19 protein-coding genes are annotated in these 25,266 nt (G+C 71.1%); 10 read left to right on the top strand and 9 right to left on the bottom strand.

The genetic code is table 11. The annotated features are described in order from the left end of the window. Nucleotides 1-178: 178 nt before the first annotated feature. The 5 genes from cimA (at nt 179) to BLT82_RS09825 (ending at nt 4,581) form a co-directional block, all read left to right on the top strand. The gene (gene cimA / locus BLT82_RS09805; RefSeq protein ID WP_093653499.1) at nt 179-1,804 is read left to right on the top strand and encodes a citramalate synthase; all 1,626 of its coding nucleotides are present in this window, start codon (nt 179-181) and stop codon (nt 1,802-1,804) included. 84 nt (nt 1,805-1,888) lie between these two features. Continuing rightward, nucleotides 1,889-3,217 carry a hypothetical protein gene (locus BLT82_RS09810; protein WP_093653500.1) on the top strand — a complete coding sequence of 443 codons (1,329 nt, stop codon included), beginning with the start codon at nt 1,889-1,891 and terminating at the stop codon, nt 3,215-3,217. Further along, complete coding sequence (locus tag BLT82_RS09815; RefSeq protein ID WP_093653501.1) at nt 3,217-3,489, top strand: DUF1876 domain-containing protein; 273 nt, start codon at nt 3,217-3,219, stop codon at nt 3,487-3,489. Before BLT82_RS09810 ends, BLT82_RS09815 begins: the two co-directional genes overlap by 1 nt. Before the next feature lie 244 nt (nt 3,490-3,733). Then, complete coding sequence (locus BLT82_RS09820) at nt 3,734-4,249, top strand: GNAT family N-acetyltransferase (protein WP_093653502.1); 516 nt, start codon at nt 3,734-3,736, stop codon at nt 4,247-4,249. Nucleotides 4,250-4,305: 56 nt separating this feature from the next. Beyond that, nucleotides 4,306-4,581, top strand: a complete 276-nt coding sequence (locus BLT82_RS09825; RefSeq protein WP_093653503.1) for a DUF2087 domain-containing protein — start codon at nt 4,306-4,308, stop codon at nt 4,579-4,581. Nucleotides 4,582-4,668: 87 nt separating this feature from the next. Here the strand turns inward: BLT82_RS09825 and BLT82_RS09830 are convergent, their stop codons facing one another. After that, on the bottom strand, nt 4,669-5,280 hold the full coding sequence (locus BLT82_RS09830) for a YceI family protein (protein ID WP_093653504.1): 612 nt from the start codon (nt 5,278-5,280) through the stop codon (nt 4,669-4,671). A gap of 274 nt (nt 5,281-5,554) precedes the next feature. On the opposite strand from BLT82_RS09830, the gene BLT82_RS09835 reads away from it, so the two are divergent. The 4 genes from BLT82_RS09835 (at nt 5,555) to BLT82_RS09850 (ending at nt 14,044) form a co-directional block, all read left to right on the top strand. After that, nucleotides 5,555-9,388 (top strand): endo-alpha-N-acetylgalactosaminidase family protein, encoded by a 3,834-nt coding sequence (locus tag BLT82_RS09835; RefSeq protein WP_093653505.1) that lies wholly within the window; start codon nt 5,555-5,557, stop codon nt 9,386-9,388. 299 nt (nt 9,389-9,687) lie between these two features. Next, complete coding sequence (locus BLT82_RS09840) at nt 9,688-12,081, top strand: polysaccharide lyase 8 family protein (protein WP_244291902.1); 2,394 nt, start codon at nt 9,688-9,690, stop codon at nt 12,079-12,081. Between the two features lie 154 nt (nt 12,082-12,235). Continuing rightward, a complete protein-coding gene (locus BLT82_RS09845; protein WP_093653506.1) occupies nt 12,236-13,819 on the top strand; it encodes an acyl-CoA carboxylase subunit beta in 1,584 nt (527 codons plus the stop codon). A 21-nt stretch (nt 13,820-13,840) separates the two neighbouring features. After that, nucleotides 13,841-14,044: an acyl-CoA carboxylase subunit epsilon gene (locus BLT82_RS09850; RefSeq protein WP_093653507.1), complete on the top strand. Its 204-nt coding sequence runs from the start codon at nt 13,841-13,843 to the stop codon at nt 14,042-14,044. A gap of 165 nt (nt 14,045-14,209) precedes the next feature. Here the strand turns inward: BLT82_RS09850 and BLT82_RS09855 are convergent, their stop codons facing one another. The 8 genes from BLT82_RS09855 to BLT82_RS09890 form a co-directional block, all read right to left on the bottom strand. Continuing rightward, nucleotides 14,210-14,791 carry a GTP-binding protein gene (locus BLT82_RS09855; protein ID WP_093653508.1) on the bottom strand — a complete coding sequence of 194 codons (582 nt, stop codon included), beginning with the start codon at nt 14,789-14,791 and terminating at the stop codon, nt 14,210-14,212. Continuing rightward, nucleotides 14,772-15,341 carry a DUF742 domain-containing protein gene (locus BLT82_RS09860; protein WP_093653509.1) on the bottom strand — a complete coding sequence of 190 codons (570 nt, stop codon included), beginning with the start codon at nt 15,339-15,341 and terminating at the stop codon, nt 14,772-14,774. The genes BLT82_RS09855 and BLT82_RS09860 overlap by 20 nt, the downstream gene beginning before the upstream one ends. 96 nt (nt 15,342-15,437) lie before the next feature. Then, entirely contained in the window at nt 15,438-15,851 is a 414-nt protein-coding gene (locus BLT82_RS09865) for a roadblock/LC7 domain-containing protein (RefSeq protein WP_030980891.1), read from the bottom strand. A 10-nt stretch (nt 15,852-15,861) separates the two neighbouring features. Next, a complete protein-coding gene (locus BLT82_RS09870; protein ID WP_093653510.1) occupies nt 15,862-19,173 on the bottom strand; it encodes a sensor histidine kinase in 3,312 nt (1,103 codons plus the stop codon). A 338-nt stretch (nt 19,174-19,511) separates the two neighbouring features. Then, nucleotides 19,512-20,093, bottom strand: a complete 582-nt coding sequence (locus BLT82_RS09875) for a GTP-binding protein (RefSeq protein WP_093653511.1) — start codon at nt 20,091-20,093, stop codon at nt 19,512-19,514. Beyond that, nucleotides 20,074-20,481 (bottom strand): DUF742 domain-containing protein, encoded by a 408-nt coding sequence (locus BLT82_RS09880; RefSeq protein WP_093653512.1) that lies wholly within the window; start codon nt 20,479-20,481, stop codon nt 20,074-20,076. The genes BLT82_RS09875 and BLT82_RS09880 overlap by 20 nt, the downstream gene beginning before the upstream one ends. Nucleotides 20,482-20,637: 156 nt before the next feature. Further along, nucleotides 20,638-21,051: a roadblock/LC7 domain-containing protein gene (locus BLT82_RS09885; protein WP_017947585.1), complete on the bottom strand. Its 414-nt coding sequence runs from the start codon at nt 21,049-21,051 to the stop codon at nt 20,638-20,640. Between the two features lie 9 nt (nt 21,052-21,060). Continuing rightward, on the bottom strand, nt 21,061-24,483 hold the full coding sequence (locus tag BLT82_RS09890) for a nitrate- and nitrite sensing domain-containing protein (protein ID WP_093653513.1): 3,423 nt from the start codon (nt 24,481-24,483) through the stop codon (nt 21,061-21,063). A gap of 560 nt (nt 24,484-25,043) precedes the next feature. Between BLT82_RS09890 and BLT82_RS37100 the strand changes: the two genes are divergently transcribed. Further along, nucleotides 25,044-25,220: a hypothetical protein gene (locus BLT82_RS37100; RefSeq protein WP_093653514.1), complete on the top strand. Its 177-nt coding sequence runs from the start codon at nt 25,044-25,046 to the stop codon at nt 25,218-25,220. The last annotated feature ends 46 nt before the right edge of the window (nt 25,221-25,266 follow it).

A 25,266-nucleotide genomic window follows, 5' to 3' on the forward strand; every position in this document is an offset into this window, starting at 1 on the left:
ACAGCAACCCCCCGCGGCAGCGGCACCGTGCCCCAGACCCGCGCGCAGACCTCTCGCACCCGCGAGGGGTTTTTTCGTTTTACGGCCTCACCCCGGCCGGAGACCGAGGCGCGCGAAGATGGGGGCAAGTGGAGCCAGGAATTCCGGAGCCACTCATCCGACAGGAGTCACAACAGCCATGACCACAGAGGCCACGGACACCGATAGGCACACGGTCCTCGACGACGGCTTCCATGTCTTCGACACCACGCTGCGCGACGGAGCGCAGCGCGAGGGCATCAACCTCACCGTCGCGGACAAGCTGACCATCGCCCGGCACCTCGACGAGTTCGGCGTGGGCTTCATCGAGGGCGGATGGCCGGGCGCCAACCCCCGGGACACGGAGTTCTTCGCCCGGGCCCGCGAGGAGATCGACCTCAAGCACGCCCAGCTCGTCGCCTTCGGAGCCACCCGCCGCGCGGGTGCCACTGCCGCCGAGGACGCGCAGGTCAAGGCGCTGCTGGACTCCGGGGCCCCGGTGATCACGCTGGTGGCCAAGTCCCACGACCGCCATGTCGAACTCGCGCTGCGCACGACCCTCGACGAGAACCTGGAGATGGTCCGCGACACCGTCTCCCATCTGCGTTCGCAGGGCAGACGCGTCTTCGTCGACTGCGAGCACTTCTTCGACGGCTACCGGGCCAACCCCGTCTACGCGAAGGCGGTCGTCCGCGCCGCCCACGAGGCGGGGGCCGACGTCGTCGTCCTCTGCGACACCAACGGCGGCATGCTGCCCGCCCAGGTCCAGGCGGTCGTCGCCACGGTCCTCGCCGACACCGGCGCCCGCCTGGGCATCCACGCCCAGGACGACACCGGGTGCGCCGTCGCGAACACGCTCGCCGCCGTCGACGCGGGTGCGACGCACGTCCAGTGCACCGCGAACGGCTACGGCGAGCGCGTCGGCAATGCCAACCTCTTCCCCGTCGTGGCCGCCCTGGAGCTCAAGTACGGCAAGCAGGTGCTGCCCCCGGGCGCCCTGACGGAGATGACCCGGATCTCGCACGCCATCGCCGAGGTCGTCAACCTCACGCCGTCCACCCACCAGCCCTATGTGGGTGTTTCCGCGTTCGCCCACAAGGCCGGACTGCACGCCTCCGCGATCAAGGTCGATCCCGACCTGTACCAGCACATCGATCCCGAGCGGGTCGGCAACACGATGCGGATGCTCGTCTCCGACATGGCCGGCCGCGCCTCCGTCGAGCTCAAGGGCAGGGAGCTCGGCGTCGACCTCGGCGGCGACCGGGAGCTCGTCGGCCGGGTCGTCGACCGGGTCAAGGAGCGCGAACTGCGCGGCTACACGTACGAGGCCGCCGACGCCTCCTTCGAGCTGCTGCTGCGCGCGGAGGCGGAAGGGCGCGCACTCACCTACTTCCGTACCGAGTCCTGGCGGGTGATCGTCGAGGACCGGCCCGACGGCAGCCACGCCAACGAGGCCACGGTGAAGCTGTGGGCCAAGGGCGAGCGCATCGTCGCCACCGCCGAGGGGAACGGACCGGTCAACGCGCTGGACCGGGCGATTCGCGTGGGCCTGGAGCGGATCTACCCCCAGCTGGCCAAACTCGAACTGGTCGACTACCGCGTCCGCATCCTCGAGGGCCGCCACGGCACCGGCTCGACCACCAGGGTCCTCATCACCACCGGCGACGGCACCGGCGAATGGTCCACCGTCGGCGTCGGCGACAACATCATCGCCGCCTCCTGGCAGGCCCTCGAGGACGCGTACACGTACGGACTGCTGCGCGCGGGCGTCGAGCCCGCCGAGTAGACCGGTACGGCACTAGGCACCGGCCCCTGGTGGCCTCATCAGGGGCTATGTCCTATTTCATACGGTTCGGGTAGCTTCGATGCTATGAGGATCAGGCCGTTCTCCCTGCTGGCTGCCCTCGCCGGGCTGACACTGCTTCTGCTGCTTGCCCTTGCTCCCGGCGCCGGCGCCGGAACCACGGGCGTCTCCGACGCGGCCGCCGCCCTGAAGCAGGGCCCGGTCTACGTCGATCCGGCCGCCCGCGCCCAGCTCTCCCAGGCCGACGAGAAGGCCCTCGAGCGGAAGATCCTGGACGCGGACAAGCCCGTGTTCGTCGCCGTCCTGCCCGAGAGCCCGCAGTTCCCCGCGGACAGCGTGCTGCGCGATCTGCGTACGGCCACCGGGATCACCGGGCTCTACGGCATCCGCCTCGGCGACCGCTTCGACGCGGGCGCCGACGGGAGCGTGATGCCCCGCAACGCCGTGCGGAACCTCGTCTCCGGGGTGAACGCCCCCGGCGCCGACGCCGCCGCGCAGCTCGACAACTTCGTCGACCAGGCGCTCCCGACCGTCCGCGGCAGCGCACCGGCGTCCTGGAGCGACGGGTCCGACCCGACCGGCGGCAGCACGGGTTCGCTGATCGCCGTCGGCACCGTCCTCGTCGCGGGCGGGGCCGGCGCCTACGCCGTCGTCCGCCGCAACCGCCGCCGCAAGGCCGAGGAGGAGCGGGCGGCGCTGGAGAAGCTGCGGGTGGTGGTCGACGAGGACATCACCGCCTACGGCGAGGAGCTGGACCGGCTCGACTTCCGGCCGTCCGAGCCGGGCGCGGACGACGCGATGCGCGCCGACTACGAACGCGCCCTGGACTCCTACGAGGAGGCCAAGTCCGCGATGGCGGCCGCCGAACACCCGCATGACGTCAGGGCCGTCACCGAGGCACTGGAGGAGGGCCGCTACGCGCTGGCGGCGCTCGCGGCGCGCAGGGAGGGCGCTCCGCTCCCGGAGCGCCGCGCCCCGTGCTTCTTCGACCCGCGCCACGGCCCGTCCGTGACCGACGCGGCCTGGACCCCGGCGGCCGGCACTCCCCGCGAGGTGCCCGTCTGCGCCGCCGACGCGGCCCGGCTCCAGGACGGCGAGGACCCGATGGCCCGAACCGTGGAGACCGAATCCGGCCGTCGCCCGTACTGGGAGGCCGGACCGGCCTACGGGCCCTGGGCGGGCGGCTACTTCGGCGGCGGACTGCTGCCGGGCCTGCTCGCCGGCACCCTGCTCGGCAGTGCACTGTCCACCCCCGCGTACGCCTCCGAGTACGGCGGCGGCGACTTCACCGGCGGCGACTTCTCCGGCGCCGACTTCAGCTCCTCCGACTTCGGTGGCAGCTTCGGCGGCGACTGGGGCGGCGGAGGCGGCTTCGACGGAGGCGGTGGCTTCTGATGCGCACCAAGAAGTGGAACGTCGAGATCGTCATCACCGAGAGCGACCGCACCACCCAGGCGGAGGCGCGCCTGCGGGGGCAGAACGCGGAGCTGTACGTCGGTGAGGGCACGGCGCACCGCAACCGCGCCGACCGGGACATCCCCCACATCGGCGATGAACTGGCCGTTGCGCGCGCCCTGAACGGGGTGAGCCATTCTCTGCTCCACGAGGTCGCCGCGGAGATCGAGTCCCGCACGGGCGAGCAGGTGCACCGCCTCCGCGAAGGATGAGCGGCCGCCCCCGGCCCCGGCGCGGCGCGCGGCACCCCGGCGCGCACCGGTCCGATCACGCCAGCGCCGACCAGCTCCGTTCGGTGACGTGTCCTGTGCGAAGCGTAGTCAGGATGGCGTGAACCCCTCTTGAGCCGGGCCTCGTGACCGCAAAAGACTTTGTCCTGTGCCGAGACGGGTGTCCGCCCGCACGGGGGTCTGCGGCACTCCACTGGTACCCGGCCCTTTCCGAGGAGGCCCCCGTATGCCCGAATCCGGCACGCGACGCACAGGACACCGGATCACCCTGGCCGACGGCACACCCACTCGTACGCGTGAGGCGATTCCCGCCGACCTGGGTCCGGTCCAGGCGCTGCACCGCCGCTGCTCGCCGGGCAGCAGAGCCATGCGCTACCACGCGGGTACGCCCGGGCTGTCCGCGGCCCGCTGGCGGCTGCTGTGCGATCCGGAGCGCGGCACCACCCTGGTCACCACCACCGCCCAGGCGACGGACCGCATCATCGCCATGACCAATGTCATGCGCACCGACCAGCAGGGCGTCGGCGAGTTCGCCGTGCTGATCGAGGACGCCTGGCAGTCCAAGGGCCTGGGGACGGCGCTCGCCGCACACGCGGCCGACGTCGCCCGGCGAGACGGGCACCACACCCTGACGGCGGCCGTGGCCGCGGCCAACGTGCCGATGCTCCACGTCCTGGAGAACCTGGACGCGCCGCCCGCCCGGGCCACCGGCCCGGTCCTCGACATCGAGATACCGCTGTAGCGGAGCGCGGTGAAAACGCGTTGCACAGCCAGTCGGGGTGCATGAGGCTGCGGGGCATGTCAGACAACGAATCCGGCGGCTCGCGGGCCGTGTCCGCACTCTTCTCCCAGGGCCGGCTGACGGCGATCCCGCGCAAGGCGGCCCGCCGCGCGCAGCTGCTCGACCATCTCGCCCGGACCCTGTTCCAGCAGGGCCGGGACTACACCGAGCGCGAGGTCAACGACGCGATCCGCACGGTCCACGACGACTGCCCGGCGCTGCGCCGCTATCTGGTAGAGGCCGGCCTGCTGACCCGTGCCAGGGACGGAAGCGCCTACCGGCGAGCAGTGTGAGAGCACCCGGTGAGGGGTGCGGGGTGCGTTCATGCCGAACCCCCGTCCACCGGGACGGGGGTTCGCCGGCCGAGCGGAGACTCGCGGTCAGGCGGCCTGCTTGATCGCCGAGATGTCGAAGTTCAGCTTCACCTTGTCGCTGACCATGACGCCGCCGGTCTCCAGCGCGGCGTTCCAGGTCAGACCCCAGTCGGAGCGCAGGATCTCGGCGCTGCCCTCGAAGCCGACGCGCTCGTTGCCGTAGACGTCGGTCGCCGCGCCGTTGAACTCCAGGTCGATGGAGAGCGGGCGGGTGACGTCCTTGATGGTGAGGTCGCCGCTGATGCGGTACTTCTCGCCGCCGAGCTGCTCGGCCGTGGTCGAGCGGAAGGACATCACCGGGAACGTCTCGACGTCGAAGAAGTCGCCGCTGCGCAGGTGGCCGTCGCGGTCGGCGATGCCGGTGTCGATGCTGGCGATCTTGACGTCGATGGTCGCGGCCGAGCGGGACGGGTCGGAGCCGTCCAGCTGCAGCGTGCCCTCGTGCTCGCCGAACGTGCCGCGCACATTGGTGACCATGGCGTGGCGCACGGTGAAGCCGATGCTGCTGTGGGCCGGGTCGATGGCGTAATTGCCGGTCAGCGCGGCCAGCGCCGGGTTCACCGCGGTGGGGGCGGCGGCGGGGGCGACGTCGTTGGTCTTGCGGTTGAACAGGCCCATGATTGCTCCTCGGGGATGTGGTCGGGCGGGGTGGTGGCCTTCCCGGCCACTCGTTGAAGCTTCAACGACACCCACCATAGAAGCATTCCCGTTCAAGTTTCAACTTTTCTTTCCGGTTTCTCCCGTGGGCCTGCCGGGGTGCCCGGCACTCCTTCGGCGGGCCCGGGCGCCCGGACCGCGCACTTGGACTGAGCGACCGGTGTTGTTGGACTGGCCGTGCCGCCCGCGGACGACTTCGTTGACCCGGTCCCGGCGCGGCCACTACCCAGTCCCCATGTCGCTCTTCAGAAGGCCCCGCTCCGTATGCGTGGTCGCCGTCGTCACGGCCGCGCTCACAGCCCCGGCCGGTCCGGCCGCCGCTGCCCCGGGCCCGGCCGCGCTCGCCGATGCGCCGGTGCTCACCTCCGACAGCCTCGCCGTGACCGTCGCCGGCGACTTCCCCCGCGTGCTCTCCTACACCGACCGAGCCACCGGCGCCCGTCTCCTCGGCAGCACCCGCCCGGTCACCGAGATGACGCTCAACGGCACGGCCCGCACCGTTCGGCTGAAGGACGCGCCCCGCGTACGGGCGGCGAGCGCCGCGTACACCCTGACGTTCCCAGGCCTCCCCGGTGTGGAGATCGACGCGACGCTGTCCCTGTCGGGACGCGCCACCGCCTTCAAGGTCACCGCCGTGCGGGACAGCGAGGACTTCCGGGTCGGGACCCTCGACATCCCGGGGCACGACCTCGTCTCGGTGGGAAGCACGGAGAGCGGCGCCGCGACCGCGTTCACCCGGCTCGATCCGGACTCGACGCGGACCGCCGACGTCTTCGGCCGGGTCACGGAGGCGACCCCCGCCGACAGCGCGCCCGTCGGAGCCTCGTACGCCCTCGTCAACACGGACGCGCTCGCCGCCGCCGTCGAGTCCAACTCCAGCTACGACAAGCCCTCCGGAGCCACCGGCGGCGACGACGCCCGCTTCTGGCACCAGGCCCGCACCGCCGACGACGGGTCCGTGCGGGTCGGTGTCCGGTCGGGCCAGTGGACCTACCGCGGCGCCGGCGCCCCCCGCCCCGAGAGCGGCCGGGACCTGCCGTGGGCGAAGGTCGTCGTCACCCCCGACGCCAACGGCGACGGCCGGACGGACTGGCAGGACGGCGCGATCGCCTTCCGCACGATCGGCGTCAAGGCACCGGGCGCCGAGGGAACACCCGACCGGGTCGTCACGCACATCCCGTTCAACTTCGCCAGCCAGGCCACCCACCCGTTCCTGCGGACCCTCGACGACGTCAAGCGCATCTCGCTCGCCACCGACGGCCTCGGGCAGCTCGCCCTCCTCAAGGGCTACGGCGCCGAGGGCCACGACTCGGCCCACCCCGACTACGGCGGCAACCACAACGAGCGCGCCGGCGGGCTCCGGGACCTGAACAAGCTGCTGAAGGCGGGCAGGAAGTGGGGCGCGACGTTCGGTGTGCACGTGAACGCCACCGAGGCGTACCCGGAGGCGAAGAACTTCAGCGACACCCTCGTCGACCGGACGAAGCCGGGGTGGAACTGGCTGAACCAGAGCTACTACATCGACCAGCGGCGCGACCTCAACAGCGGGGATCTCGCCCGCCGGTTCCGGCAGCTGCGCGACGAGACGGACCGCAACCTCGGCTTCCTGTACATCGACGTCTACTACACGCACGGCTGGATCGCCGACAAGACGATCCGGGCCGTCCAGGATCAGGGCTGGAACGTCGGCACCGAGTGGTCCGACAAGTTCGAGCGGGCGTCCCTGTGGTCACACTGGGCCAACGACCTGGACTACGGCGGCGCCACCAACAAGGGACTCAACTCGCAGATCATCCGTTTCATCCGCAACGGCGAGAAGGACGTCTGGAACGACCACCCGGTGCTCGGCCAGACGGCCCTGGAGGACTTCGAGGGCTGGACCGGCGAGACCGACTGGAACGCCTTCACCGCGAACGTCTGGCAGCGGAACCTCCCCGCGAAGTTCCTTCAGCACGAGCGCATCACCCGGTGGGACGGCAACGACATCACCTTCACCGGCGGGCTGCGGGGCACGGTCGAGGACGGGCGCCGCACCTTCCGCGTCGACGGGCGCAAGGTGCTCGACGGCGACCGGTATCTGCTGCCGTGGGACGGCGGCAGGAAGCTCTACCACTACAACAAGGCGGGTGGCACCAGCAGTTGGGCGGTGCCCGGCAAGGGCGCCTACACCGTGTACGAACTCACCGACAACGGCCGGGTGAAGACCGGCACCGTCCGCCCCGCCGACGGCAGGATCACGCTCACCGCCGGGGCCGGCCGGCCGTACGTCCTCTACCCCGGCCACGCGCCCGCACCTCAGGAACCGAACTGGGGCGAAGGCGGCACGGTCCGGGACCCCGGCTTCAACGACGCCCGGCTCGGGACGTGGACACGGACCGGCACGATCACGCGCGACACCGACGACCACGGCCGCAACAGCGCCCGGCTCGCGGGCCCGGACGCCGCGTCCCTCTCCCAGCGCGTCACGGGGCTCACGGCGGGCCGGCGGTACACCGCGTCCGCCTGGATCGAGGTCCGGCCCGGCGACACACGCCGTACCGTCCTCTCGGTCGGAGGGCGCTCGGTGAGCGTCGAACGCTCCACGGTGCGCAACGAGGTCGCGGCCTCCGACTGGCACTCCACCCACTTCCAGCGCGCCAAGGTCGCCTTCACCGCCCCGCCCGGCGGTGCGGTCACCCTGAGGCTCGACGCCGCCGGGGGCTCGCCCGCCCCGGTCCGGGTGGACGACGTACGGCTCGTCGGGAACGCGCCCGCGGCGAAGCAGGGCACGCTCGTGCACGAGGACTTCGAGGCGGTGGACCAGGGCTGGGGACCGTTCCTCAAGGGCGACGCCGGCGGGGTCACCGACCCGCGCACCCACATCAGCCGTCTGCACGCCCCTTTCACCCAGGCCGGGTGGAACGGGAAGCTCGTCGACGACGTGCTGACCGGCGCCGAGTCGCTGAAGTCCCACGACGAGAACAGCGGGCTGGTGTACCGGACGGCTCCCTGGACGGTCCCCATGAAGGACGGCCGCCGCTACCGGGTCGCGTTCGACCACCAGTCCAGCCATGCGGGCGCGTACGACTGGGTCACCGGCTACGACCGCCGCGGCGGCGGCTCCGTGGAGACGCGGCGCACCCCGATCGGGGCCCAGCACGGCACCGGTCGCTTCTCGGAGACCGTGACGGCGGGCTGCGGCGACACCTGGACCGGACTTCGCAAGCGCGCCGGCGCCCCCGAGGGCGCGGACTTCGTGCTCGACGCCTTCACGGTGACCGATCTGGGGCCCGCCCCGGCGGCACCCGCCTGCGGGACGCTCGGCGTCGCCGCGTCCGCCGGGACGCTGGAGCCCGGGCGTGCGAACGAGGTCACCGCGGTCTTCACCAACGACGAGCCGACCCCGGCCACGTCGGTCTCGATCGCCCTGGAACCGCCCCCCGGCTGGACCGCGGAGCCCGCCGGTCCGATCACCTTCGCCTCGGTCGCCCCTGGGGGCACGGCCACCGCCACATGGCAGGTGACCCCGCCCGTGGACGCCGAGTACCGGCCGTACGAGCTCGCGTCGACGGCCTCGTACAGCGTCCCGGGCGGCAACCGCACGCTCGGGGCCAGGACGACCGTGCGGACGCTGCCGCCACCGCCGACCGCCGACGCCTGGGCGAGCGACCTGGACTGGACGTCCGCCGAGAACGGCTGGGGACCGGTCGAGCGGGACCTCTCCAACGGGGAGACGGGCACCGGCGACGGCAGCCCCATGAGGATCGGGGGAGTGGCCTATGCCAAGGGCCTCGGTACGCACGCCCCCGCGAAGGTGCGCTACTACCTCGGCGGCCGGTGCACGTCCTTCACCGCGGAGGTGGGCGTCGACGACGCTCAGACCACGCGCGGCAGCGTGCGGTTCGCCGTGGCCGCCGACGGGTCCGAGAAGGTGCAGTCGCCCGTCCTGGGCGCCGCCGACGCGGCATGGCGGCTCACCGCCGACGTCACCGGCGCCCGGTACGTCGAACTGACCGTCACCGACGGAGGCGACGGGAACGGAAACGACCACGCGGACTGGGGCGGCGCGCGGTTCCACTGCGCCGGCTGAGCACCGCCGACCGGGTCGCACCACCGCCGGCAACGGCCTGATCGAGGCGTTGTGGCGGCCGGTCCCAGGTGCTAGGCCGTGTCTGACACATCCCGCCTGGCCCGCGACTCCTGGCACGCGCACTCGCTGCGTTGCCGGATCCATCCGAGTACGCCCGGTACGAGGATGACCCTCCGCCTTGCGACCGCACGCACCAGACGCCGCGGGCCCCGCCCTGCGGGCGGACGGCGCCGTGTGTCACACACGGCCTGGATCAACCCCCGGCCGGGCTCCATTACTTCGTCCCCGGGAGGCCCCCGTTGCCCGTCCTGCCCGCCTGGTCCCGCCGCGCCTTTCTGCTCGTCTCCACCACAGGCGCACTGTCCCTGACACTGCCCGCCCCCGCGTCCGGCGCCCCGGCCGGAGCGGGCGGCGCCGACGACGAGTACGCCGCACTGCGCCGGCGCTGGCTGGACCTCCAGCTCGGCACCGGCTACGACCCCGCCGCAGAGCCGTATGCCTCCCGGCTGGCGGAGACCGGGCGGCTCGCCCGGACCTTCCGCGACGCCATGGCCCCGGCCGCCGACTCGCTCTTCCCCGGGCTCCGCTTCGACCCGCCGTCCGGCATCACGGCGAGCTACAGCCGGCTGTGGACCATGACGCAGGCCTGCCTCCAGCCGGGCACCGGATCCACCGGCGACGGGACGCTGCTCGCCGACGTCGTCCGCGGCCTCGACCATCTCTCCGAGCGGATCTACAACCCCTCCACCACCCGCTACGGCAACTGGTGGGAGTGGCAGATCGGCAGCCCGCGACTGCTGATGGACATCGTGGCGGCCCTCCACGACGAGCTCACCGACGAGCGCCTCCAAGCCGCCTGCGCCGCCGTCGACCACTTCGTACCGGACAGCATGCTCGGCTCCTACACGGGCACCAGCACCGGCGCCAACCGGGTCGACCTGTGCCGCTCGGTCATGCTGCGGGGCATCAACGGCGCGGAGCCGGCCAAGACGGCCCTCGCCCGCGACGCGCTGTCCCCCGTCTTCCCCCACGTCACCGCCGGCGACGGCCTCTACGCCGACGGGTCGTTCGTCCAGCACACCTGGGTCGCCTACTCGGGCACGTACGGACAGGTCCTCCTCGACGGGCTCGGCCGGCTCTTCGCCCTCCTCGCCGGCTCAGCCTGGGACGTCACCGACCCCGGCCGGGCCACGATCCTCGACAGCGTCGAGAACGCCTTCGCCCCGCTGATCCACGACGGGCTGATGATGGACAGCGTCAACGGCCGGGCGATCAGCCGCGGCTACCTCTCCGGCGACAGCCGCCAGGTCATGCGCAGCGACCACTTCCACGGCCACGCCCTGATCGCGGCCATCGCGCTGCTCGCGGGCGGGGCGTCCGACGCCGAGCGGACCCGCTGGCACTCCATGATCAAGGGCTGGATCGAACGGGACACCGTCAGCCCCGTCCTCACCGACCGGCAGTTCGGGGTGGCCGACCTGGCCCGGCTGCACGCCGTGGCCGCCGCTCCCGTCCCCGCCGCGCCGGAGCCCGTCGGGCACAAGCTGTTCACCTCCATGGACCGCGCCGTGCACCGCCGCCCCGGCTGGACCGCCAACATCGCGATGGCCTCGGAGCGGATCTCGGCGTACGAGTGCGGCAACGGCGAGAACCCGCGCGGCTGGCACACCGGCGCCGGAATGCTCTACTGGTGGCCCGGCGCGGGCCACGGCGACCAGTACACCGACTGGTTCTGGCCGACGGTCGACTGGTACCGGCTGCCCGGGACGACGGTGTCGACCAGGCGCCTCGCCGACCGGGAGGGCGGCGAATGGGGCAAGCCGAAGCCGGCCGTGCAGTGGGTCGGCGGTGCGACGGACGGCGAGTACGCCGCCGTGGGCCAGCACCTCAAGGGGCTCGGTTCGACCCTCGAAGCGCGGAAGTCCTGGTTCTGCGCCGACGACGCGGTCGTCTGCCTCGGCGCGGGGATCACCTGCACGGACGGCGTGCCCGTGGAGACGGTCGTCGACAACAGGAACCTCGGCGAGCAGCCCGCCGCCGCCCTCACCACCGGGCGTCACGGCCGCTGGGCCCATCTGGACGGACACGGCGGCTGGGTCGTCCTCCCGGACGGTGCGGATCTCGGGGACGGGCCGGAGGCGACTGTCGGGACGCGGCTGCGCACCCTGCGCGAGGCGCGGGCCGGGGCATGGCGGGACATCAACACCACCAGCACCCCCGAACGGCGGATCCGCCACTACCAGACCCTGTGGCTCGACCACGGGACCGATCCGGTGAACTCGTCGTACGGTTACATTCTGATGCCCGGGGCCTCCCGGCGGGCCGTGGCGGCCCGCGCCGCCGACCGGGGCTGGCTGGAGATCCTCGACAATTCGGACATCTGTCAGTCGGTTGCCGTCCGGTCGCTCGGACTGGCCGCGGCGAACTTCTGGCGGCCCGCTACGGTGGGTGCCCTCACCGTCACCTCCCCGGCGAGCGTGCTGGTACGGAGACGCTCCCGGACCGCTACCCTCCACATCGGTGAACCCATGCGTTCCGGGCTGCCGTTGGAACTCGTCTGGGACCGTCCGGTGCGCCGGGTCCTGCATGCCGGCCCCTCGGTCGAGGTGCTCGGCACCGGTCGCCGCCTGCGGCTGCGCGTCACTCCGGGTACGGCAGGTGCCGTACATGGCTGTGAGGTGGCCATCGGCTGACGTCATTGTCGGACCACGACAAAACGACAGGCCGTTCAACTGGCACTTCGCCTGTAGTGCGAAATGGTTCTGTGCGGGGCTGACAGCAGAACGGGCGCGAGACTGTACGGAGTCAACGGCAGGATTTTCTTGGTCGGCTCCGTAGGGTTCGTACATGACCGTTTTGGACGAGACCGCAGGCGAGCCGACCGACGCACGGGGGCGTGTGGCCGAGCTGCACGCCCTTCGTGAGCAGGCGCGGCGCGGACCCAGTGACCGGGCGACCGAGGCGCAGCACGCCAAGGGCAAGCTGACCGCGCGCGAGCGCATCGAGCTGCTGCTGGACGCGGGGTCGTTCCGTGAGGTCGAGCAGCTGCGGCGACACCGTGCCTCGGGCTTCGGGCTGGAGTCGAAGAAGCCTTACACCGACGGTGTGATCACGGGCTGGGGCACGGTCGAGGGCCGTACGGTCTTCGTCTACGCGCACGATTTCCGGATCTTCGGCGGTGCCCTCGGCGAGGCGCACGCCACGAAGATCCACAAGATCATGGACATGGCGATCGCGGCGGGTGCGCCGCTGGTGTCGCTGAACGACGGCGCCGGAGCCCGTATCCAGGAGGGTGTCTCCGCGCTCGCCGGCTACGGCGGCATCTTCCAGCGCAACACCAGGGCCTCCGGCGTCATCCCGCAGATCAGCGTGATGCTCGGCCCCTGCGCCGGCGGTGCGGCCTACTCGCCGGCACTGACGGACTTCGTGTTCATGGTCCGTGAGACCTCGCAGATGTTCATCACCGGCCCGGACGTGGTCAAGGCGGTCACCGGCGAGGAGATCACCCAGAACGGCCTCGGCGGCGCGGACGTGCACGCCGAGACGAGCGGTGTGGCGCACTTCGCCTACGACGACGAGGAGACCTGCATCGCGGAGGTCCGGTACCTGCTGTCGATGCTCCCTCAGAACAACCGGGAGAACCCGCCACAGCTGCCGAGCGAGGACCCGGCCGACCGCCGCTCGGACGTTCTCCTGGACCTGGTCCCGGCCGACGGCAACCGCCCCTACGACATGCACAAGGTGATCGAGGAGATCGTCGACGACGGCGACTACCTGGAGATCCACGAGCGATGGGCGCGCAACATCATCTGCGCCCTGGGCCGTCTCGACGGCCAGGTCGTCGGCATCGTCGCCAACCAGCCGCAGTCGCTGGCCGGCGTGCTCGACATCGAGGCGAGCGAGAAGGCCGCGCGCTTCGTCCAGATGTGCGACGCCTTCAACATTCCGATCATCACGCTGCTGGACGTGCCCGGCTTCCTGCCCGGCGTCGACCAGGAGCACGGCGGCATCATCCGCCACGGCGCGAAGCTGCTCTACGCCTACTGCAACGCGACCGTGCCCCGGATCTCGCTGATCCTGCGCAAGGCGTACGGCGGCGCGTACATCGTCATGGACTCCCAGTCCATCGGCGCCGACCTCACCTACGCGTGGCCCACGAACGAGATCGCGGTGATGGGGGCGGAGGGCGCGGCCAACGTCATCTTCCGCCGCCAGATCGCCGACGCCGAGGACCCCGACGCCATGCGCGCCCGCATGGTCAAGGAGTACAAGGCCGAGCTGATGCATCCCTACTACGCCGCGGAGCGCGGACTGGTCGACGACGTCATCGACCCGGCCGAGACCCGCGAGGTGCTGATCCGCTCCCTCGCCATGCTCCGCACGAAGCACGCCGACCTGCCGTCCCGCAAGCACGGCAACCCCCCGCAGTAACCCACGAGGAGAACGCTGCACATGACCACGCCCGCCGAATCCCTGCTCCGCGTCGAGAAGGGACACGCCGACCCCGAGGAACTGGCCGCCATCACGGCCGTGCTCCTCGCCCGCGCCGCATCGCAGCCGGAGGCAGTGCCGGCCCACCGCGGCCGCAGCACCGCCGGGTGGCGCCGTCTGGAGCGCCAGTCCGGCTTCCGCGCTCCGCACTCCTGGCAGGGCTGAACCCCTCCCGGAAGCCCCGAAGGCCCTGTCCGTTTCCCCCGGGAACGGACAGGGCCTTCGCCGTTCCCGGGGAACGGGGGACGCGGCGCCGGACACGGGAAGGCCCCGCACACCGTGACGGTGTGCGGGGCCTTCCCGGGAACGGGACGGGTACGGCGCTCGGGTCTACCGCAGGCGGGCCATGAGTGCGTGTTCCACGAGGGTGATGAGGGCGCTCTTGGCGTCGGCGCGGTGGCGTGCGTCGGTGGTGATGATCGGTGCGTCGGGGCCGATCTGGAGGGCTTCGCGGACTTCTTCGGGGGTGTAGGGCTGGTGGCCGTCGAAGCCGTTGAGGGCGATGACGAACGGGAGGCCGCTGTTCTCGAAGTAGTCGACCGCGGGGAAGCAGTCGGCGAGTCTGCGGGTGTCGACGAGGACGACGGCGCCGATGGCGCCGCGGACGAGGTCGTCCCACATGAACCAGAACCGGTCCTGTCCGGGGGTGCCGAACAGGTAGAGGATGAGGTCCTGGTCAAGGGTGATGCGGCCGAAGTCCATGGCCACCGTGGTGGTGGTCTTGTCGCCGGTGTGCGTGAGGTCGTCGATGCCGGCCGACGCGGACGTCATCACGGCCTCGGTACGCAGCGGGTTGATCTCCGAGACGGCACCGACGAACGTGGTCTTGCCCACGCCGAAGCCGCCCGCCACCACGATCTTCGCGCTGGTGGTTGAGCGGGCTGCACCGCCGCTAGAGCTTGCGAAGTCCACTGAGCACCCTTTCGAGCAGTGTCACGTCTGGCTGGCCGCCGGCGGACTCGTCGCCGCCGGGCTGGTGGATGGCGACGAGTCCGGCCTCGGCCAGGTCGGCTACGAGGATCCGGGCGACGCCGAGGGGGATGGAGAGAAGCGCCGAGATCTCAGCCACCGACTTGATCTCGAAGCACAGCCGGCAGATCCGCTGGTGCTCGGGCAACTGCCCTTGCAGCCGTACGGGATCGGCCGTGGTGCTCACCAGCGCCTCGATGGCGAGCTGGTAGCGCGGCCGGGTCCGGCCGCCGGTCATCGCGTAGGGGCGCACCAACGGGTTGCTGCTGCCCGACGCGGGAGCCGGCTCCGGGGCCCGACGGGGAGCCACCGGCTGGATCCGGGGGCTCTGCGGCTGGTTGTACGACGGGTCGTACGGCTGCTGCGGCCGCTGGTAGGGCTGGGGACCGCCGCCTCTGCTCGGTGAAGAGGGGAAGTTGAAGCGGTTCTGAGCGTGCTCACCCGGAGACTGCTGAGCCCCGTCGTATGGGTGTCCGCCTGGGGGTGTTGCCACGATTCCTCCTCCGAGTGCCGTACGCCGGTCCATGTCCCTGTGGAGCCGCGCCACCGCACCCTATGGTGCGGTGGCGATAAACGCACTGCCGTTCAGCTAGTTGAGAAGACTTCCCTGAAGTTCGGCACGCAGGTCCGGGGTGAGGACGGTGCCGGCACGGTCGACCAGGAGAGCCATCTCGTAGCCCACGAGGCCGATGTCGGCGTCCGGGTGGGCGAGCACGGCCAGCGAGGAGCCGTCCGAGATGGACATGATGAAGAGGAAGCCACGCTCCATCTCCACCACGGTCTGGTTGACCGCGCCGCCTTCGAAGATCCGGGACGCCCCCGCGGTCAGCGAGGTCAGTCCGGACGCCACCGCCGCCAGCTGGTCGGCACGGTCGCGCGGAAACCCTTCGGACATCGCCAGCAGGAGTCCGTCGGCGGAGACCACCACGGTGTGGGACACCCCGGGGGTGTTGTCCACGAAGTTGGTGATCAACCAGTTCAGATTCTGCGCCGCCTGGCTCATCGGGCTCACACTAACGCTCCTGGTTGTAGGTACTGCCCGGGCCGAAGCCCGATCCGTTCGTGTCCGTTCCCGCGCTGCGTCCCTGCTGGACACCGCGTCGCAGGTTGCTCAACCTGCCACGCACATCCTCAGGGGCGCGGGACACCTGAGGGCCGTTCTGCGGGGTCTGCTCGGCCGTACCCTCGATCAGATTGGCCTTGGGGACCCGGCGGGGAAGCCCGGAGGAGGTGACTCCGCCGGCTGCGGGCTTGCGGAGCTTCTCGGCTCGCTGCCAGCGCTCGTCGTTCTTCGAACGCCACTCGCCGGAGCCGTCCGACTCCGTGTCCCCGTCCTGGGCGCCCTGGGGAGCCTGCTTGGCCTGTCCCCCCGTCTGGCCGCCGTTGCCGGCGGAGGACTGCCACTTCTGCTCCTGCTGTGCCTGCTGTCCCGGCTGGCTGCTGCCGCGGCGCGGCAGACCGGCGTCGGTCAGGTGGTGACCGGACCCGCCGGCCGGGGCCGGACGCTCGAAGCCTACGCGCTCGGAGCCGTTCGCGGGAGCGGCGGAAGCAGATTCCGCATCCGCCCGGTACTCCGGCTCGTACGAACCCTGGTACGCGTTCCGGTCAGCCCACTCCGCCTGGTTGGGCTGCGAAGCGTACCCGTTGTCGTACTGCGGTGCGGAACCCTGCGAGCCGTCGTAGGAGGCTTCCGCATAGGGCTGGTCCTGGCGCTCCGGGTAACCGCCGGAAACCTGGAACTCGCCCGTGTTCTCGTAGCCGTTGGCGTCGTAGGCGCCGGCCGCGTAGCCGTTCTGGTCGTACCCGTTCTGGTCGTACCCGTTCTGGTCGTACGCGGACTGCTGCTCCTGTGCGTAGCCCTGCTCGTACTGCTCCTCGGCGTAGCTCCCCTGGTCTGCGTAGGCCTGCTCGGTCTCGTCGCGGAACAGCGGGCGGTCGCCGCCTGCCTGCGCCTCGAGCGCCGCACGGCGCTCCTCGCGCATCAGCGAGCGGTTGACCGGGTCCAGCTGCCGGGAGTCGGTCGGCTGGTCCTCGTAGCGGGAGTCGTCGAAGCCGAGCTCCGCCGCGGTGAGCATCGGAGCGCTCTCGAAGGACTGCTGCGTCGGGATCATCTGGGAGACGGTGAAGTCGTCCTCGGGGAGGGCCTCGCCACCGCCACCGTGGGTGATCGCGTCCGGGAGCATGACCAGGGAGGTCGTACCGGCCTGCTCGCCCGAGGGGCGGAGCTGGACGCGGATGCCGTGCCGGTCGGACAGACGGCCGACCACGAACAGGCCCATGCGCTGCGAGACGGCGGCGTCCACCGTCGGCGGGTTGGCCAGCTTGTGGTTGATGTCGGCGAAGTCCTCGGCGGTCAGGCCGATGCCCTTGTCGTGGATCTCGATCATGACCCGGCCGTCGGGCAGGCGGGTCGCGGTGACCCGGACCTTCGTCTGCGGCGAGGAGAACGTCGTGGCGTTCTCCAGCAGCTCGGCGAGGAGGTGCACGAGGTCGGTCACGGCCTGGCCGTGGATCTCGGTCTCCGGGACGCCGGTGAGCTCGATGCGCTCGTAGGACTCCACCTCGGAGGAGGCGGCACGGAGCACGTCCACCAGCGGCACCGGCTGGTTCCAGCGACGGCCCGGCTCCTCGCCGGCGAGGACCAGGAGGTTCTCGCCGTTGCGGCGCATACGGGTCGCCAGGTGGTCCAGCTTGAAGAGGTTCTCCAGCTGGTCCGGGTCGGCCTCGTTGTTCTCCAGGTCGGTGATCAGGGTCAGCTGGCCCTCGATCAGCGACTGGTTGCGGCGCGACAGGTTGGTGAAGATCGCGTTGACGTTGCCGCGGAGCAGCGCCTGCTCGGCGGCGAGCCGCACGGCCTCGCGGTGGACCTGGTCGAAGGCGCGGGCTACCTCGCCGATCTCGTCCTTGCTGTCGATCGGGATCGGCTGCACCCGGGTGTCGACCCGGCCGGGCTCGGTGCGCGAGAGCTGGTCGACGAGCATCGGCAGCCGCTGCTCGGCGATGCCGAAGGCGGCGGTGCGCAGCTGGCGCATCGAGCGGCTCATCTGGCGGGCCACCATGCCGGCCAGGATGAACGCGGTGAGCAGGGCGATGATGACGATCAGACCGTTGACGATGGCGTCGGTCTTGGCCTCGTCGGAGATCCGGGCGGCCTCGTTGACGGCCTTGTCGACGAGCTCCTTCTCGACCTCGCTGTAACCCTCGAACTTGGCGGTGGCGGCGGCCATCCAGACTTCCGGGATGACGCCCTGCTCCGCGAGCTCGTCGGGGTCGGCACCGGTGCTGATCGCACCGACCATGCCGCCCAGGACCGAGCCGTCCTCGTCCTTGGGCGGAACCTTGAACGACTGACCCGCGGCGGCGGCCTCGGTCACCTTGGCCGTCAGCGCCTTCTCGCCCTCCGCCGTCTTCTTGGCCATGACCTCCTTCAGCCGGTCCACGTCGGCCTGGGTGCCGCCGGACTGGTACTCACCGAGGGCGATGCCCTCCAGGTAGGCGTAGGAGGTGAAGGCGATGGTCTGGCCGGCCCTGATGTCCTTCTTCTTGCTCGGGCGGACCAGCAGCTCCGTACCGATGGAGCGCTGCAGCGACTCGGCGGCCTTGGCCAGCTGGATGGCGTACACCATCCGGCCGTAGCTCGTGACGTTGCCGGTGCCGAGACCGAGCTCGTTGGCGAACTCCATCAGGTAGTGCTGGACGCCGACGTAGCTCTCCTGAGTGGCGACCGGGCCCCGCTCGTCGTCGGAGGGGTCGTTGGGGTCCTCGCCCTCCGACTTGGTCGCCGTCTCGAACTGCACGGTGTAGGCGGCCTCGCGAAGCTGCTCCAGGCCCGGCTCCGCGGCACGGAAGAGGTTCAGGCGCCGCTCCAGGCCCTCTTTCTGCGGCATGTCCTCGACGGCCTCGTCGAACTTCGCCTTGGCGGCGTCCGTGGCGGCCCGCGCCTCGATGACGACCCTGCTCTTCTGGTCGCCCTTCAGCAGGGGCTCCGCGGTGAGGTCCCGCTCGTTGAGGAGGGCCTGGCCGTACTCCGCGGCGGCGCGCACGATGAGCGCCGTCTTCTCGGCGTCCTGGGCCTCGTTCCAGGTGTCGATCGACCCCTTCACCTGGAAGCCGCCCATGACGAGACCGACCAGCACGGGTATGAGGAGGATCGCGTTCAGCCGGGTCGGCACACGCCAGTTGCGCGGCGACAGCTTGCTGGAACTGCCACCGGTGGTGGGGGGCTCCACGGGCTGCACATCCGCAGGCGACGCCACTGCGCGCGGGGGCGGGGTGAAGTTGCCCCGCGCCTGCTGTTCCGCGGAGCTCGTCTTGCTTCGCCTCACTCGACCAACAACCTCTCGGCGTCGGCACCTAGGTTGTGCCGATTATTGTTCAGGGCCGTACTACTCATGAGTTCGTTGATTTCAGCACGCCAAGGGGGTCGGTTCCAAACAGTGGGATCTGGCCATTCCGAGCTCTCCGGACCGAAGATAAAACGGGCATAAAGAGCGAGCCCCGGCAAAAGGAGGGGTCTGTGTGAGCGCAGCGGTACCAGTCGGCTGCATCGGGTGTCCGAACCCCGGGAATTCTCTGTCGAAACGTTATGAACATGGAGGCGGACCGTGTCAAAAGGACACGGCCCGCCCATGAAAGGTCTACGACAACTGCCGTATGCCCGCTTCTACTTGAGACGGGCCATGAGCGCGTGTTCCACGAGGGTGATGAGGGCGCTCTTGGCGTCGGCGCGGTGGCGTGCGTCCGTGGTGATGATCGGCGCGTCCGAGCCGATCTGGAGGGCTTCGCGGACCTCTTCGGGGGTGTAGGGCTGGTGCCCCTCGAAGCCGTTGAGGGCGACGACGAACGGGAGGCCGCTGTTCTCGAAGTAGTCGACCGCGGGGAAGCAGTCGGCGAGTCTGCGGGTGTCGACGAGGACGACGGCGCCGATGGCGCCGCGGACGAGGTCGTCCCACATGAACCAGAACCGGTCCTGTCCGGGGGTGCCGAACAGGTACAGGATGAGGTCCTGGTCGAGGGTGATACGGCCGAAGTCCATGGCCACCGTGGTGGTGGTCTTGCCCCCGGTGTGCGTGAGGTCGTCGATGCCGGCCGACGCGGACGTCATCACGGCCTCGGTACGCAGCGGGTTGATCTCCGAGACGGCACCGACGAACGTGGTCTTGCCCACGCCGAAGCCGCCCGCCACCACGATCTTCGCGCTGGTGGTCGACCGGGCAGAACCGCCGCTAGAGCTTGCGAAGTCCACTGAGCACCCTTTCGAGCAGTGTCACATCCGGCGTGCCGCCGGCCTCTCCGTTGCCGGGCTGGTGGATCGCCACCATGCCGGCCTCCGCCAGGTCCGCCACCAGGATCCGCGCCACACCCAGCGGCATCGACAGCAGTGCCGAGACCTCGGCAACGGACTTGACCTCCCGGCAGAGGTGGCAGATCCGTTGGTGCTCGGGCAGGAGCGTCGACAGGTGCGCCGGGTCGGCCGTGGTGCTGACCAGCGCCTCGATGGCGAGCTGGTAGCGCGGCCGGGTCCGGCCGCCGGTCATCGCGTACGGACGCACCAGCGGCTGGTCGCCTTCATGACCGTAGTCGGTGTCCACGGGGACACCGTACGGATCGTGAGAGGCGGGGGGCGGGGTCATGAATCCTCCGGGCGTGACAGCAAGTGGTCGGCTGTGCCGTCTGACTGGGCCGGTGGGGGGCCGGATGGGGCGGCCGGACGGTGAGTGGACGGACGAGGGGTTACCTGGGGTGCACCTGGGGCGCACACCCCCGAACGGCGGGCTTCCTGAAAGTTCCTAGTGGAGAAGGCTCCCTTGGAGTTCGGCACGCAGGTCCGGGGTGAGGACGGTGCCGGCACGGTCGACCAGGAGAGCCATCTCGTAGCCCACGAGGCCGATGTCGGCGTCCGGGTGGGCGAGCACGGCCAGCGAGGAGCCGTCCGAGATGGACATGATGAAGAGGAAGCCACGCTCCATCTCCACCACGGTCTGGTTGACCGCGCCGCCTTCGAAGATCCGGGACGCCCCCGCGGTCAGCGAGGTCAGTCCGGACGCCACCGCCGCCAGCTGGTCGGCACGGTCGCGCGGAAACCCCTCGGACATCGCCAGCAGCAGACCGTCGGCGGAGACCACGACCGTGTGGGACACCCCGGGGGTGTTGTCCACGAAGTTGGTGATCAACCAGTTCAGATTCTGCGCCGCCTGGCTCATCGGGCTCAACTAACGCTCCTGCTGGTGAGTGGGGCCGACGTTGAAGCTACCGGTGTTTCCGGAGCCGCCCGCCTGACGACCCTGCTGGATGCCCCGACGGAGATTGGTCAGCCGGCCCCGCACGTCGTCCGGCGCACGGGACACCTGCGGACCGGTGTGGTGGGGCTGCTCCTGAGCGGTGCCCGGCACGAGGTTGGCGCGCGGGACCCGTCGGGGCAGACCCGAGGTGGTGACGCCGCCGGCGGCGGGCTTGCGGACCCGCTCGGCCTGGCGCACCAGCTCGTCGTTGGGCGAGGTCCGCCAGGAGGCGGCACCCGCGTTGTGCTGACCGGACTGGTTGTTCTGACCCGGCTGGCCCTGGCCGGCCGCCGGGCGGCGCGGCGGGCCCGACGGGGCGGGACGCCCCGTCGGCTGCTGCGGAGCGGCCGGTGCCTGCGCGGCGCCGTTCGCCCCGCCCTGGTTCTGGTGGAACCAGTTGGTCTCCAGCGTGTCGTACAGCGGCGTACGGCCGTCGCCGGGTCCGGACGCCGGCGGCAGCGCCTCGGGCTGCGGCTGCGCGGGCAGGCTGCCCACGGCCGGACGCGGTGCGCGGAAGTCGCCACCGCCCTGACGCGGACGCGGGGCCCCGGGCCGGCCCTCGTCCTGGCCCGCCGCAGGCGGACGCGGGGCGTTGAAGTCGGGACGTGCGAACTGCTCGGTGGCCGCGGGGTCCTGGGCCGGGGGACGGCCCCCGTAGCCGTCGCCGCGGGCGGTACCGGGCCGTGCGTACTGGCCGGTGGTCTCGGGGTCCTCGTGACCGCGCGGGGCGTCGTGGGCCGAACGCGGCTGCTCGCCGCCCCAGCTCGCCGGCTGGGGGCGCTGCTGCCGGCCGCCGCTGCCGGGCTGGGCCGGACGGCCGGAGTTCCGGTCGGCCTGGCCGCGGTCCTGCGCACCCGGTCCGGCCGGACGGCCGCGACCGGCGTCGGCGCCGAACGCGCCCGCGGGAGCGCCTCCCTGGCGGGTGAAGTCCTGCTGGGCGGCTTCCTGGCCCGGGCCGCCCTGCTGCGGAACGCCCTCGCGACCGGGAAGCGCCGCGCGCGGAGACGATCCCGCACCGACCTGCCCGCGCTGTCCGCCGGGGGCGGGACGGCCGCCCGGACCCGCCGAGGGTCCGCTGCCGAGACCGGGGCGTCCGCCGCCGGCCGCGCCGGGCCCGCCGGTCAGACCCCGGCCGCCGCCGGCACCCGCGGGAGCCTGCGGGGCGCCGTTCTGCCCGCCCGCGCCGGGCTTGCCCGGTGCCTTCCTGCCGCCGTGGGCGACATCGACGGGGAGCATGACCAGCGCGGTCGTGCCGCCGGAGTCGGAGGGGCGGAGCTGGATGCGGATGCCGTGCCGCAGGGACAGGCGGCCGACCACGAACAGACCCATGCGGCGGGACACCGAGACGTCCACGGTCGGCGGCGACGCCAGCCGCTCGTTGATCGCGGCGAGGTCCTCGGGGGAGAGGCCGATGCCGGTGTCGTGGATCTCGACGAGCACACGGCCGTCGGGAAGCGCGTGACCGGTCACGCGCACCTTGGTCTGCGGCGAGGAGAACGACGTGGCGTTCTCCAGCAGCTCGGCGAGGAGGTGCACGAGGTCGTTGACGACGCGGCCCGCGACATCGGTCGCCGGCACGGCGGCCAGCTCGATGCGCTCGTACTGCTCCACCTCGGAGGCGGCGGCACGGAGCACGTCGACCAGGGGGACGGGCCGGGTCCAGCGGCGGCCCGGCTCCTCGCCCGCGAGGACGAGGAGGTTCTCGCCGTTACGGCGCATACGGGTCGCGAGGTGGTCCAGCTTGAAGAGGGAGGACAGCTGGTCCGGGTCGGCCTCGCGGGACTCCAGCTCGGAGATCAGCGACAGCTGACGCTGGATGAGGCCCTGCGAGCGGCGCGACAGGTTGGTGAACATCGCGTTGACGTTGCCTCGCAGGAGGGCCTGCTCGGCGGCGAGGCGGACCGCCTCGCGGTGCACGTCATCGAAGGCCGCGGCCACCTTTCCGATCTCGTCCCGGGAGTGCACACCGACGGACTCGACCGTGGTGTCCACGTCCTGCGGGTCGGCCTCGGACAGCTGCTTGACGAGCTCGGGCAGGCGCTCCTGGGCGACCTTCGTGGCGGTGTCCTGCAGCCGGCGCAGCGAGCGGATCATGGACCGGGCGACGACGAAGGCGCCGATCAGCGACACACCGAGGACCAGCAGGATGAGCGCACCGTTGATGATGGCGTCCTGCTGCGACTCCTGCTTGAGCTCGCGGGCCTTGCTCTCCATCTCACCGAGAAGCGTCTTCTCGATGGTGTTCATCGCGTCGATCTTGGTGTCGGCCTGGTCGGTCCAGTCCTTGTAACCGCGGCGCTCGGCGCTCGCGAGACCGCTGGGGCGGCTGAGCACGCGGACCGCGTAGTCGTTCGCCTCCTCGATCTCGGAGTTGCCGTCCACGAGCGGGGCGGTCAGCTCCGCCGAGTTGCCGCCGAGGGACTCGTAGAGGTTCTTGAACGAGGCGAGGGCCTGCTTCTCGTTCTCGGCCGCGTCGTCGCCGGTGAGCCGGTCGTTCTCGTTCATCTCGCCGACGGTCTTGGAGTTGGCCGGGAGCGCGGCCGCGATGATCGCGCGCTGGATCGACGCGTACTCCTTGGCGGCCGAGAAGGCCGCCAGGGCGCGGGTGCGCTTGATCATCTCCGGGTTGTTGGTCGCCTGGGCCATGTCCTGGGACAGGGTGAGGAGCGACGTGATCAGCCGGTTGTAGCGGTTGATCGTCTGCGTGGTCGAGTCCTCGCCGTCGTAGGCCGTGCCCCGGATCTTGGCGATCGTCGTGACCTGCTGGGCGATCTGGCTGACGTTGGCGTGGATGCTCTCCAGCGCCTCGTCGCCCGAGGTGTCGCCGATGTCGCCGGTCGCGGCCAGGAAGGCATCCCGGTGGCGGTCGGTCTCCTTGCGGGGCTGGGTGACCTCGAAGGCGTCGGCGTTGCCGTTGTTGGCCAGGGGGCCGGCCGCGTGGTCGCGCTCCTCCTGGAGCGCCTCGGCGAGGGCCGTCGCCTCCTTGGTGAGCTGGGTGAGCAGCTGCATGTGGTCCAGCTGCTCGATGTCGCTCATCGACTCGTTGATACGCAGACCACCCAGGGTGGTCGCCGCGACAACGGGGAGCGCGAGCAGGGAGACCAGCCGGGTGCTGATGCGCCAGTTGCGCAGGGCGATACGGGAGCCCGTGTCGGACGGGCCCTTGGCCTTGGGCCGGTCCGCCGACTCCGCGGTGGCCGAGGCGGCGCCGGGGCGCGCTCCGCGGTCAGCGCTGTCGCCTGCCGGACCCTGGTTCTGGGTGTGCTGGGGCGAGGGGCCGCGGTCTTTCGCGCCGCGCGGCTCCTGTTCAGCGGCAGCTTCCCCTTGGCCCTGGCGGGCCTGGGGACGCCCCATGCCATCCCTCTTGAAACGTCCCTGCACTAGCGTCGCAACCTCTGGACCAGGCGTCCCCCGCGATACGGAAGGACGGTGTCGGCGTCATAGGGGCGGTGGAGGCGCCCCCAGGTGGTCGTGGCCGGCGCTCTCCCCCTTCCCGCCGCCACTCGGCGCTGCGTTGCGCCCCCAGCGCGCCGGTTGGAAACCCGCGGCGGTGCGTGGAATTCCAGCACAGTGCCGGATCTCCAACAAGGGCCGTGTACCGGCCTGTGACCTGAGTGACACGTTGTGAGCGAGACGTCACGAGACGTAGAAAGTGATCGCGGAGGAATCGGGCGTTTATTCACGAGTCGCTTACGGGTGGGGGGTGTCCCAGTCGCGATGATCAGGAGCGGAATGGCGCATTCAGGTGTGCAATGTCCGTTTCTGAGCGGAGGTTTGGTCGTCCGGAATGACGGAATTGCCCTTCAGGTCGTGAGCAAACTCACACGTAGATCGTTGGCTCTTCCATGCTTTCGCAGGGAAATCGCTGTTTAGCCTGACGCTTTACAAGCACCGGCACACTGACTAGGCGAGCGATGAAGACGACGATGATGTTCCGCAACATAGCCAACCCCCGCCGCACGACCCTGGCGCACCTCGAGGACGCCGGTGAACTGCAGCCGGAGGCGCAGCCGGAACCGTCCGTCCTGCTCCCCGCCCAGACGGCCAACCCCCGCCGCACGACCCTGGTGGACGCCCCAGCGGCCCCGTAATACGGCAGGTCGGGCCCCTCTCGCGCGTTAGCCTGGAGCGTCAGAC

Origin of the sequence: Streptomyces wuyuanensis (genome assembly GCF_900103455.1) — a bacterium.
GTDB lineage: Bacteria > Actinomycetota > Actinomycetes > Streptomycetales > Streptomycetaceae > Streptomyces > Streptomyces wuyuanensis.